The organism is Lysinibacillus sp. G1-3 (assembly GCF_056322905.1).
In genome coordinates this window covers 1-11,637 of the sequence record NZ_JBWHYQ010000010.1, presented here as the reverse complement: position 1 = coordinate 11,637, position 11,637 = coordinate 1, and the positions used below count along the sequence as shown (strand labels likewise).

The following is an 11,637-nucleotide window of genomic DNA, read 5'->3' as shown; positions in this document are numbered from 1 at the left end:
ACTTACAAGATCAGATAATTTTTTATAAAGGAGGGAAACATCCATGGGTTACAGAAAACTTGGTCGTACAAGTTCTCAACGTAAAGCGATGTTACGTGACTTAGCTACTGATTTAATCATCAACGAGCGTATCGAAACTACTGAGGCTCGCGCTAAAGAAGTACGTAAAGCTGTTGAAAAAATGATTACTTTAGGTAAACGCGGAGATTTACACGCACGCCGTCAAGCTGCTGCATTCATCCGTCGTGAACTAGTAACAACTACTGATGCTGAAGGTAACGAAACAACTTCATTTGCACTGCAAAAGTTATTTGATGATGTTGCACCACGTTATGCAGAACGTCAAGGTGGTTACACTCGTATTCTTAAAGTAGGTCCTCGTCGTGGTGACGGTGCACCTGTTGTTGTGATTGAATTAGTTTAATCATAAGAGAAAACAAGTGGTGAAGAGGGTGGAATCACCACCCTCTTTCTTTATAAACGATTTATACGACAAATAATTAAGCTGAGCGTTATGATGAGCGGACACTGTTGTGTGGCGTCTCGTTTAGCTCTCCGCACCTCATTCAGAGGGAACAAGGGCTTGAGCACCCGTGTTTCTTGAAAATGTAACGACTAGCGCATTTCTATCGAATGAGGTGCGCGCTTTTTTATTTTTTAGGGAAGTAAGAGATAGCGCCAATTTAATGGTGCTTTTTTTTATAGGCTGATTTTATAATAGTAGTCATCGGGACGATTAGGGTGGCTCGTTCCAATATATGATGTATTCTTGAAAGATAACCTTAAAATTATACGTACCCTTATAGGGGGCAGACAAAAGAATAGAAAGTGATTTTAGCACTTTTCTTTTATCGACATACTGATTGTAGTAGAAATCATACATAAAAAAGTGTAAGTTAGTTAGTAGAGCTGAGCATGTAGAGAGGAGTTCTAGAAATGCCAGAAATTTTATCATTAAATAATGTGACATTTTCATATACACCAGAAGAAAAAGAAAGTCGTAATGCTGTCGAAAATGTAAGCTTTGCGGTACAGGAAGGTGAATGGATTGCCATTGTTGGCCATAACGGTTCCGGTAAATCCACTATTGCAAAGCTTATGAATGGTTTGCTTTACCCACAGCAAGGGGATGTCCGTATTTTACGACAACCATTGAGTGAAGAAAACTTATGGGAAAGCCGTTCACAAATGGGCATGGTTTTTCAAAATCCAGACAATCAATTTGTTGGAGCGACAGTGCAGGATGATGTTGCTTTTGCTCTTGAAAATAACGGAGTACCGTTTGAAGAGATGGTAGAACGTGTCCATGCAGCACTCGACCAAGTAAAAATGAATAACTTTTTAGATCATGAGCCACATCATTTATCGGGTGGGCAAAAGCAGCGTGTTGCCATTGCAGGCGCACTCGCGTTGAAACCTAAGCTCCTTATTCTTGATGAAGCTACTTCTATGCTAGATCCACAAGGCCGTATTGAGGTACTACAAACAGTTCAAACTTTACGTGCTGAAACAGGGTTAACGGTACTATCTATTACGCATGATTTAGAAGAAGCCATGCTTGCAGACCGTGTTCTCTTTATGAATGACGGTAAGAAATTTGCTGAGGGTACACCTGCTGAAATTTTCACACTGGGAGACAAGCTAGTTGAGTTTGGATTAGACTTGCCATTTGCCATGAAGTTATCAAAGCTATTGCAAAAGGAAGGTGTTCCATTAATGGGACAACATATGACAGAAGAAGAGTTGGTGAATGATTTATGGACATCAAACTTCAACAAGTAAGTTATGCTTATTCACAGGGTACACCTTTTGAAAAACGTGCTTTATTTGATGTGGATTTTGAAATTCCTTCACATACGTACCAGGCAATTATCGGACATACGGGTTCCGGCAAATCGACAATTCTTCAACATTTTAATGCACTTCTAAAACCAACATCTGGAGAAGTACATATCGGGGATCGTACTGTTGTAGCTGGAAAAAAGGCCAAGGATTTAAAGGCAGTACGTCAAAAAGTTGGCATTGTGTTTCAATTCCCGGAGCATCAGCTATTTGAAGAAACTGTATTAAAGGATATTATGTTTGGTCCTATGAACTTTGGTGTTTCGGAGCAAGAGGCAGAAGCACGAGCAAAGGAGCTAGTAGGCTTAGTAGGCTTACCAGGGGACGTACTTGAAAAATCACCTTTTGATTTATCAGGTGGACAAATGCGCAGGGTAGCAATTGCTGGTGTTTTGGCGATGGAACCTGAAGTGATTGTTTTAGATGAACCAACTGCAGGGCTTGATCCACGCGGTCAAAAAGAGATTATGGATATGTTTTATAATCTACACAAGGAACGTGGCCTAACAACGATACTCGTTACGCATAGTATGGAGGACGCAGCTCGTTATGCAGATAGTATTGTCATTATGCATGAAGGGAAAAATGTACTAAGTGGCAAACCTCAAGAAATTTTTAAAGATGTAGAGACATTAAAGAATTTCCGCTTAGAACCACCTCGTATCGTACGATTTCAACAAAAAATTGAAAAAATGATAAACAAATCATTCTCAAAGATATGCTTAACTGAAGAAGAGTTAGCAATTGAAATTGCTCGGGTTCTAAGAGAGGAGCGTGGACTGTCATGATGGAGAAAATGATATTTGGACGCTTTCTTCCAGGGAATTCTCCAGTTCATAAGCTCGATCCACGGTCAAAGCTTATATTTGTGTTTGCATTCATCATTATTGTTTTTTTAGCAAACAATACTGTGACATATGCTTTTCTATTAGCGTTTACCTTACTCATTGTACTAGTGTCACGGATTCGATTGTATTTTTTAATTAACGGTCTAAAGCCAGTACTTTTTTTAATGGCGTTTACCTTCTTAATTCATATATTTATGACGAAAGAAGGCGCCCTTGTATTTGAGTGGAAGTTTATCACTATTTATGAAGAAGGTATCCGACAAGGGATATTTATTTCGATACGTTTTCTAGTTCTAGTGTTTATGACATCTATCTTAACACTTACAACGTCACCGATTTCCATTACGGATGGCATTGAAGTGCTGCTAAATCCATTAAAAGCGGTGAAAGTGCCAGTACATGAGTTAGCTCTAATGATGTCTATTTCATTGCGCTTTATCCCAACGTTAATGGATGAAACAGATAAAATTATGAAAGCACAAATGGCACGTGGTTCGGATTTATCTTCAGGGCCAATTAAGGATCGTATTAAAGCGGTTGTGCCATTATTGGTACCTCTCTTTGTAAGTGCTTTTAAACGAGCTGAAGATTTAGCAACAGCTATGGAAGTAAGAGGCTACCGTGGAGGCGAAGGGCGTACGAGATATCGCAAGCTAAAGTGGGATATGAGTGATACATTTGCACTTATGTTATTAGTAGCAATGGCCGTATTACTATTCTTCTATAGAAGTTAAAAGGAGTAATCTTTATGCGAAGATTAAAAGCAATTATAAGTTATGATGGAACGCAATTTTCTGGTTACCAAGTACAGCCTGGAGAGCGTACAGTACAGGCAGAGCTTGAACGTGTTCTAGCCATTATGCATAAAGGAGAAAAGATCAAGGTAACAGCTAGTGGACGTACAGATGCAAGAGTGCATGCAACAGGTCAAACATTGCATTTTGATTCACCACTCGCGATTCCAGTAGATAAATACATGAAAGCATTAAACGTTCAACTGCCAAGAGATATTCGAGTAATGTCGATTGAAGAAGTAGCTGCTGATTTTCATGCTCGCTACAGTGTAACAGGGAAGCGGTACCGATATATATGGACATGTGAGCCCGTACAAAGCCCATTCCGCAGACATTATACAGTAGAGACAAATGGTGTGAAGCCAAATGTTGAGGCAATGCAGGAGGCGGCAAAGGCTATTATCGGTACACATGATTTTTCATGCTTTTGTGCAGCCAATACAAGTGTCAAAGATAAAGTACGCACAGTGTCTACGCTACGATTTGAATGGTATGGTGAGGAGCTACATATGGTGATTGAAGGAAATGGCTTCTTATATAATATGGTCCGTATTATCGCAGGCACGCTTTGGGAAGTTGGTATAGGACGTCGTGACATTGAGAACGTGGAGTTAGTCGTTAAATCTATGAATCGCGATCAAGCAGGCAAAACTGCACCTCCACAAGGTCTATATCTCGAGAAAGTCTTCTATTAAAGGCTCCGACCATAACGTGAGGTTGATTTCCGTTCCGACTGGGCGCTTTGCCGCTGACGCTTCGCTTTCGCGCAGAGCAGAGCTTCCTGGGGGCGTCCGATGAGCCGCTTTGTTAGCACTACGCTTTCGCACGGAAAACATCCGCTGCGCAGCAGGGTCTCGGGCCAACAGATGTTTTTTGCGCGAAAGCGAAGCGGCAGCAGAACCGATGTTGGTCACGAAGGCGTTATCACAGGATGTGATGCTTTTAGCCTTCGTTCCTCTATCGCTGATCCCCAAGGAGTCGCCCAGTCTCCACTTCAATCAACCTATATCAATTTCGCCTTGGCGTAATTGCATACGTTTTAACAACTGTCATCTCCAGCTTTTATGACAGTTATTAAAAAGAACAACTGGCGAATGTTGTGAAATTTTTGACGCGAAATATCATTATATTTTAAAAATGAAGGCTCATAAAAGCCCTAATTTAACCAATCAATAAATCTGAACAACTTCTCCAGGTGTTTATTGAAATTGCTTGACTTTAAAAGTCATTCATTATATGATAACAGATGGTATTTTCATTACCACCACAAATAAGCCCCGAAAACTTATAGTGTAGTTTAATGAAAAATAACGGTAATCGAATCGATTAGGAGGATATATACATGCGTACAACATTCATGGCTAAAGGTCACGAAGTAGACCGTAAATGGCTAGTAGTTGATGCAGAAGGCCAAACTCTTGGACGTTTAGCTTCTGAAGTAGCTGCTATCTTACGTGGTAAACATAAACCAACATTCACACCAAACGTTGACACAGGTGATCACGTAATCATCATCAACGCTGACAAAATCCATTTAACTGGTAACAAATTAGAGGGTAAACTTTACCGTCACCATACTCAATTTGCAGGTGGATTAAAAACTCGTACTGCTGGTGAAATGCTAGACAAGTACCCAACAAGAATGATCGAATTAGCAATTAAAGGGATGCTTCCTAAAAACTCTTTAGGTCGCAAAATGTTCGGTAAACTAAACGTTTACACTGGAACAGAGCACCCACACGCTGCACAAAAACCAGAAGCATACGAGCTTCGCGGATAATATAAATTAAGAGGAGGATATTACTTTGGCACAAGTTCAATACATCGGCACTGGTCGCCGTAAAAGCTCTGTAGCTCGCGTACGTTTAGTACCAGGTACAGGTAAAATTGTTATCAACAAACGTGAAATCGAAGAATACGTACCATTCGCTGCATTACGTGAAGTAATTAAACAACCATTAGTAGCTACTGAAACTACAGGAAGCTATGACATCCACGTAAACGTTAACGGTGGTGGATACACTGGTCAAGCTGGTGCAGTACGTCACGGTATCGCACGTGCTCTACTTCAAGTAGACCCAGATTTCCGTGCTGCATTAAAATCTGCTGGATTACTTACTCGTGATTCACGCATGAAAGAACGTAAAAAACCAGGTCTACGCGGCGCTCGTCGTGCACCTCAGTTCTCAAAACGTTAATATTACGTATATCAACGTTTCCAAACCCTTTCTCGAATATTTTCGAGAAAGGGTTTTTTTGTTTGGAAAATGCTATACCTGGGTTCTTAGTGAACTTCAAGTATTGCAAGAAGCCTTGAGGCACTTTTATTGGCTAATGCTAGTAGCAATTATGATGTGTAATTTATATAGAAATGGCGGATACTACTTTTAAGTTGTTTATTCTGAAAGTGGAGGTCAATAGATGAAAAAGCTACTAATAGTATCACTTGCAGCAATGGCACTTCTTGGTGCATGTCAGAATAAAACTGACGTAAAAAAAACAGAGGAAGTAAAAACAGGGGAAACTGAAGATCAGAGACAGCTGGAAATGACAGAAGGTCAAGCAAATGCCACCATTCTTAGTAGTACGAACTGGCAAGCTTCAAAAGTTTACGATAAAAATAATAATGATGTAACAGCGGAGAATTCTAATTTAATGGCCCTTGCGAAATATGATGCTGAATCAGGACGCTATGAATTCTTCGATCCAAATACAGCTGGAAGTATTGACGATAAAGGGATTTTCTTTTTTACGAATGACGGAAAGCATAGAATATTGATTTCAGAAACGAAAAATTACCAAGCAATTGAAGAGATTACTAAGATAAAAAATGATATGTTTACGTATAAAAAAATGGGTAAAGATGCAAATGGTAAAGATGTAGAGGTCTTCGTTGAGCATGTCCCTTATAAGGAAAAAAAGCTAACATTTACTGAATCAGCTAAAGCTTTAAATAATTCGACGGGCACTGTTGTTAAGGATGTGGATGGAGATAAAATCTTAGCTGATACGCTTTGGCAAGGAAGCGTTGTATTAGATGTAAACAAGAATGATGTAACACAATATAATAGAAATTTCATTAGCCTAGCGAAATATGATGCTAATACGAATAAATACGAATTTTTCAATCCTGAAACAGGTGAAAGTCGCGGTGACTATGGGTACTTTAATGTTATCGATGGAAATAAAATAAGAGCCCATGTTTCAATGGGCGACAATAAATATGGGGCTGTACTCGAAATTACCGAGTTAAATAATAAGAAATTTACGTATCAAAGAACTGGGAAGGATAAAGATGGTAAGGATATAACAGTATTTGTTGAGCATGAACCTTATACAGGTAAGTTTAAACCTGAATTTACACTAAAATAAGAAATTAACGGCGTTAGTCCTTAGAGTACAAATGGATTAATGCCGTTTTATCATTACCCAAAAAGTTCTTCCGCTACTAATCAAACACTCAATTTTAACTTCTTTTGATAAACAAAAACCCGCAAAAAGTAGGTTAAGAGTTCCTTTCTAATTACTTAAAGAGTTTTTTTACTTTCTAGCATAGTTCAATCACTAACTTCGTACACTAAATATAAAAGGGTGGTGGATATGGGTGAAGCGCTGGCTTGCACTAGGAGTAATTATGCTAATGAGTATAGTGGTCGTGGCATATGAAACGAATGCTTCGAACCGTAACTTCTTCTTACCGGACCCACTTGGTGGCATAAAAATTGTCATTGATGCGGGACACGGAGGTCAAGATGGAGGTGCTTCGAAGGGTGAAGTAATTGAAAAGGAGATTACACTTGCAATTGCTCAGCATGTTGAGAAGCAATTAAAGAAAAAAGGCGCAACAGTCGTAATGACACGAACAAAAGATGGTGATGTAATCGATGAGCATGCGTCCTCAGAAAAGTTTGGAACTTTGAGAGAACGGAAAAAGCAGGACATCTTTTTAAGAAAAGACATAGTAGAAAAAGAAAAACCGGATATTTTTATTACAATTCATGCAAATGCCATTCCTGAAACAAAATGGCGTGGAGCACAGGTGTTTTATCATCAAGAAGGACATGCTGAAAGTGAATTTTTAGCAAAGAGTATTCAAGATTCCATTCGCACTAATTTGAAAAATACAGATCGAGAAGCAATGTCGATAAAACAAATATATTTACTGAAAAAAGCTGAGGTACCTGCTGCACTAGTAGAAACAGGATTTATAAGTAATGATGAGGAACGTGCACTATTAATAGATAAGAAATACCAAGAAAAAATGGGAGATGCCATTGTTGAAGGTATAGAAGAGTATTTATTAGCAAAAATTGAATAGAGCAACAACACAACGGAAATCAAATCATTATGATATACTAACATTGAGATAATATAAGGGGAGTGTTCGTCGTGATAAATGAACAACAAGTACGAGAAATACTAGGACAACTACAAGATCCATTTTTACATAAATCATTCGCTGAAACAGACGGTATTACAAACGTAACAATAAAAGAAGAGAAGAATCATGTGAGTGTAAAAATTGCGATTGCTAAAACAAATACACCTGAACAATTACAGCTACAAATGAAAATTGTTGAAGTTTTAAAAGAAGCGGGTGCAAATACAGTTGGAATTCGTTTCGAAGAGCTGTCAGCAGAAAAACTACAGAGCTTCCGTGGTGTAGCAACTGAAGCTGAAGCACAAGATATTCTATCTCCGCTTAGCACAGTACAAGTTATTTCAATTGCCTCTGGTAAAGGTGGGGTAGGGAAATCTACAGTATCAGTTAACTTAGCTGTTGCATTAGCTCGTCTAGGTAAGAAGGTTGGTTTAATTGATGCTGATATTTATGGTTTCAGTGTACCTGATATGATGGGCGTGACAGATATGCCTAAAGTGGTGGACAATCGAATCTTCCCTGTTGATCGTTTAGGTGTGAAAATGATTTCAATGGGCTTCTTTGTTGAAAATAACGCACCGATTGTATGGCGTGGACCAATGTTAGGTAAAGTGTTAGATCAGTTCTTCCGTGATGTAGAATGGGGCGAGCTAGACTATCTACTATTGGATTTACCACCAGGTACAGGTGACGTTGCATTAGATATTCACCAAATGCTCCCTTCATCAAAAGAAATTGTCGTAACAACACCACATCCGACGGCAGCGTTTGTTGCAGCTCGTGCAGGTGCAATGGCTTTACAAACAGACCATGAAATTTTAGGTGTTATTGAAAATATGGCATGGTATGAATCGAAATCAGGTGACCGTGAATTCGTATTCGGTCAAGGTGGAGGACCAAAGTTAGCAGAAGAGCTACGTACAGAGCTACTTGGTCAAATTCCTCTTGGTCAACCTGATTGGTCAGAAGAAGATTTTGCACCTTCTGTTTATGCTGAAAAACACACAACAGGTCAAATCTATTTAGACATTGCGACGAACATCATTAATAAATTAAATAAATAATGAAAACGGATTTCCTCAAACAATGGAGGAAATCCGTTTTTACATATAAGTGATTACTGAGGGCCTTTTTGTTCACTATCTTCTCCACCGCCACTAGCTTCTTTTTTATCGCCAGCGCCAGCCTTACCTGTCTCGCCACTACTTTTCCTAATAAGCTCCTGCCATTTTGCTTGCATAAGTGGACTTTCAATCGTTTCCTTGACGACAGTTTCCACTTCTTTTCTCATATTGGAGGATTTTAGAATAGTCTCTAACTGCTTTTGCATATCTGGCTGGCCAAAGAAAGCCTCCATATCTTTTTGGAAAGTGGGGTCTTTTATTAATTCCTTCATAATATCCTGTTGTTGCTTCTGCATACTTTTAGCTACGGTTTCTTTAAATTTTGGATCTTCGAAAGTTTTTTTCCAAAAGTCTTCTGCTTCTTTGGAAAGCAAGGTAGCCTCAGTAGCTTTCTTCACTTCATCATGTTCCAAAACCAATAATTCACGGAAACTTGGTTCCTCTAAAAGCTTTCGCAGCGCCTTTTTACCATCCTCGGTTTGTAAAGAGTCGATCATTATTTTTTTTATTTCTTCATAGGACATGGTAGAGGCTTTCTCTTGTGAACAGGCAGAAAGAAACAGCATTAGAATTAGTAGTAAGAAGAATTTTCGCATGAATAATCAGTCCTTTCTTATAGATAGACTCTTTCAATTATTGTTCACATTTATGATGACTTTATGTATTGGTTAAGATGAGAAATAGCTTTTTTAACAATGCATTGTTAAAATAAGTACAGATATACATAAGAAATTGGGGGACTTTTAGTTGTGACGATACGAAATTGGGCTAAGTTTTTCTTCTTTGCAATGCTTGTTGGGGGCGCAGTCAACGGAATTTGCAGTTTGTTTATTCGATGGGACTTCTTCCAACCATATATTGCAAACGGTCACTGGGGAGAATTTTTGGCCGGGCTTTTATGGATGGTTTTCTTAGGATTTACAATGAGTGTTATTGCACAGGCAGGCTTTTTTGCTTATTTAACGCTTCATCAAGTAGGTGTTAATATTTTTAGAACACTTACATTATGGAATTGGGTGCAGCTGGTATTAATTGCTATTACTATTTTTGATATTATATTCTTCCGCTTTATACCTGGTGTGAAAGATGGGCAAAGCTGGGTGTTCTATAGTGGTTTGTTAATTTTATTAATATTCGGTGCTATAGCAACAGCTATTCAAAAAGTAAAATTAACTGGAAAAAAACACGTTTTCATTTCGGCATTATTTTTTATGATTGTTGTTACAACACTAGAATGGACAATTGCTTTAATGGGTCGAGATGAAAATATTAACGAATATGTTGCACTATTACTATTCCCACTACTCGCTGTAAATGCTTATCAACTATTAGTATTACCAAAATATAATGCAAAATCCGAAGAAGATCGTCAAAAATTAGAAGCACGCCGTAAAGCACGTCGTGAACAAGCTAAAAAAGCATAATTCATAAAAAAAAAGTTGCCTCTATAATTCGTGGAGGCAACTTCTTTTTTATCCTGTATTAACAAATAGTAATTTTGCGAAAGTAAAGGTATTTGAGAGATCAACTGTCCTTTTGGGAAGACTAGTGGGGATGAAGATAGCCCCGCTGACTTAAAGTATCACTTTATGGTGATTTTTTAGTTTGAACTTTATAGCCGAATATATTTTCCTCAATCGACATAAATTTATTTTGTTGTAGGAATGTATTGAGCTCTTTAATCGAGACTTTATTATTTTGGTGTAAAGATAGAAAAACAAAATCTCCCTTTTGTAATTTAGGTGTCTTTTCACCTGTCCATATTAGGGAGGGAGAAAGTATATTCATTTGTTGTTGAAATAAGTTATTTTGTAAATCCTGCGAATACTGGTGATTTCGTGTTGCAAACCAAAGTGGGGTTTCTTGTAAATGCTTTTCGTAAATATTAATATCTTTTTGAACGGCGGCAAGATCAACTGGCTTATCCAAGGAATCCTCAGGTCCTAATAATCCTGTAGGTAGCTTGCGTTCTTGAATGACTTTTATGTGCTCAGGTGAACGTTTAATCCACTCAGCATCTAACAAAAGAAGCGGATAAGGTTCTTTTACAGTTTTAAGCCAGTCCAGCAGGGCTTCATCAGAGAAAGAAATTTCGACAACAAGTGATGTGCCATAATGTCCTTTTGTTACAACTGCTGGAGCATCGGCGATGTTGAATACAGAGATCATAGTAGAATTTATCGGCTTTATAAAGACAAACAATATTACGATGAAAATCAGAGAAATCAACGTTTTACGAATCATCATAACAACCTCGTTTCTAAATTTTTAACTTCTTTCAGCAAATGTTTTGGTAGCGAAAGCAAAGCGTCAGCTACAGGAGTTAAGGCCTCTGGACGCGATTATGCCGAGGCATAAATGATACGAAAAAATAAAGTCTTAAAAAAACTTATGATATAGTGTTGACTTTCATGAATAATCGATGTTATTATGTATAAGTCGCCAAGAGGTGACACAGTAAATTAAAAAATGAACCTTGAAAACTGAACAAGCAAAACGTAATCAATAAAGTTTTTAGTAACTAACCTTGAGTTAGTGAACGAAACAAAATTTTGGACATCAAACATGATGCCAGCAAAACAATTTGAGCTAATCAAATTTCTTTTATGGAGAGTTTGATCCTGGCTCAGGACGAACGCTGGCGGCGT

General features: G+C 38.2%; 13 protein-coding genes. 11 read left to right on the top strand and 2 right to left on the bottom strand.

Translation table 11 applies throughout. The annotated features are described in order from the left end of the window. Positions 1-43 precede the first annotated feature (43 nt). The 10 genes from rplQ (at position 44) to ACVYAD_RS11820 (ending at position 8,929) form a co-directional block, all read left to right on the top strand. Entirely contained in the window at positions 44-424 is a 381-nt protein-coding gene (gene rplQ, locus ACVYAD_RS11865) for a 50S ribosomal protein L17 (RefSeq protein WP_012296051.1), read from the top strand. 512 nt (positions 425-936) lie between these two features. Further along, positions 937-1,782 carry an energy-coupling factor ABC transporter ATP-binding protein gene (locus ACVYAD_RS11860; RefSeq protein ID WP_349660271.1) on the top strand — a complete coding sequence of 282 codons (846 nt, stop codon included), beginning with the start codon at positions 937-939 and terminating at the stop codon, positions 1,780-1,782. Then, a complete protein-coding gene (locus ACVYAD_RS11855) occupies positions 1,758-2,630 on the top strand; it encodes an energy-coupling factor ABC transporter ATP-binding protein (RefSeq protein WP_476426599.1) in 873 nt (290 codons plus the stop codon). Before ACVYAD_RS11860 ends, ACVYAD_RS11855 begins: the two co-directional genes overlap by 25 nt. Continuing rightward, positions 2,627-3,424, top strand: a complete 798-nt coding sequence (locus ACVYAD_RS11850; RefSeq protein WP_349660273.1) for an energy-coupling factor transporter transmembrane component T family protein — start codon at positions 2,627-2,629, stop codon at positions 3,422-3,424. Before ACVYAD_RS11855 ends, ACVYAD_RS11850 begins: the two co-directional genes overlap by 4 nt. Positions 3,425-3,438: 14 nt before the next feature. Beyond that, the gene (gene truA, locus ACVYAD_RS11845) at positions 3,439-4,179 is read left to right on the top strand and encodes a tRNA pseudouridine(38-40) synthase TruA (RefSeq protein WP_476426598.1); all 741 of its coding nucleotides are present in this window, start codon (positions 3,439-3,441) and stop codon (positions 4,177-4,179) included. A 647-nt stretch (positions 4,180-4,826) separates the two neighbouring features. Further along, a complete protein-coding gene (gene rplM / locus ACVYAD_RS11840) occupies positions 4,827-5,264 on the top strand; it encodes a 50S ribosomal protein L13 (protein WP_053596074.1) in 438 nt (145 codons plus the stop codon). A 25-nt stretch (positions 5,265-5,289) separates the two neighbouring features. After that, positions 5,290-5,682 carry a 30S ribosomal protein S9 gene (rpsI, locus tag ACVYAD_RS11835; RefSeq protein WP_004233744.1) on the top strand — a complete coding sequence of 131 codons (393 nt, stop codon included), beginning with the start codon at positions 5,290-5,292 and terminating at the stop codon, positions 5,680-5,682. A gap of 223 nt (positions 5,683-5,905) precedes the next feature. Further along, positions 5,906-6,856, top strand: a complete 951-nt coding sequence (locus tag ACVYAD_RS11830; protein ID WP_349660275.1) for a DUF4822 domain-containing protein — start codon at positions 5,906-5,908, stop codon at positions 6,854-6,856. 232 nt (positions 6,857-7,088) lie between these two features. Beyond that, a complete protein-coding gene (locus ACVYAD_RS11825; protein WP_197142500.1) occupies positions 7,089-7,802 on the top strand; it encodes an N-acetylmuramoyl-L-alanine amidase in 714 nt (237 codons plus the stop codon). Between the two features lie 71 nt (positions 7,803-7,873). After that, positions 7,874-8,929 (top strand): P-loop NTPase, encoded by a 1,056-nt coding sequence (locus ACVYAD_RS11820; protein WP_349660276.1) that lies wholly within the window; start codon positions 7,874-7,876, stop codon positions 8,927-8,929. Between the two features lie 53 nt (positions 8,930-8,982). Here the strand turns inward: ACVYAD_RS11820 and gerD are convergent, their stop codons facing one another. Next, entirely contained in the window at positions 8,983-9,585 is a 603-nt protein-coding gene (gerD, locus tag ACVYAD_RS11815; RefSeq protein ID WP_476426597.1) for a spore germination lipoprotein GerD, read from the bottom strand. A 153-nt stretch (positions 9,586-9,738) separates the two neighbouring features. On the opposite strand from gerD, the gene ACVYAD_RS11810 reads away from it, so the two are divergent. Next, a complete protein-coding gene (locus tag ACVYAD_RS11810) occupies positions 9,739-10,413 on the top strand; it encodes a KinB-signaling pathway activation protein (RefSeq protein WP_349660278.1) in 675 nt (224 codons plus the stop codon). 163 nt (positions 10,414-10,576) lie between these two features. Here ACVYAD_RS11810 and ACVYAD_RS11805 read toward each other — a convergent pair whose 3' ends face one another. Beyond that, complete coding sequence (locus tag ACVYAD_RS11805) at positions 10,577-11,236, bottom strand: hypothetical protein (protein WP_349660279.1); 660 nt, start codon at positions 11,234-11,236, stop codon at positions 10,577-10,579. Positions 11,237-11,637: the final 401 nt, after the last annotated feature.

Bases quoted from the DNA above. Each gene is read 5' to 3' on its own strand.
- gerD (WP_476426597.1), bottom strand. From the start codon at position 9,585: ATGCGAAAATTCTTCTTACTACTAATTCTAATGCTGTTTCTTTCTGCC.
- ACVYAD_RS11860 (WP_349660271.1), top strand. From the start codon at position 937: ATGCCAGAAATTTTATCATTAAATAATGTGACATTTTCATATACACCA.
- ACVYAD_RS11855 (WP_476426599.1), top strand. From the start codon at position 1,758: ATGGACATCAAACTTCAACAAGTAAGTTATGCTTATTCACAGGGTACA.
- ACVYAD_RS11850 (WP_349660273.1), top strand. From the start codon at position 2,627: ATGATGGAGAAAATGATATTTGGACGCTTTCTTCCAGGGAATTCTCCA.
- ACVYAD_RS11805 (WP_349660279.1), bottom strand. From the start codon at position 11,236: ATGATGATTCGTAAAACGTTGATTTCTCTGATTTTCATCGTAATATTG.
- ACVYAD_RS11830 (WP_349660275.1), top strand. From the start codon at position 5,906: ATGAAAAAGCTACTAATAGTATCACTTGCAGCAATGGCACTTCTTGGT.
- rplM (WP_053596074.1), top strand. From the start codon at position 4,827: ATGCGTACAACATTCATGGCTAAAGGTCACGAAGTAGACCGTAAATGG.
- truA (WP_476426598.1), top strand. From the start codon at position 3,439: ATGCGAAGATTAAAAGCAATTATAAGTTATGATGGAACGCAATTTTCT.
- rplQ (WP_012296051.1), top strand. From the start codon at position 44: ATGGGTTACAGAAAACTTGGTCGTACAAGTTCTCAACGTAAAGCGATG.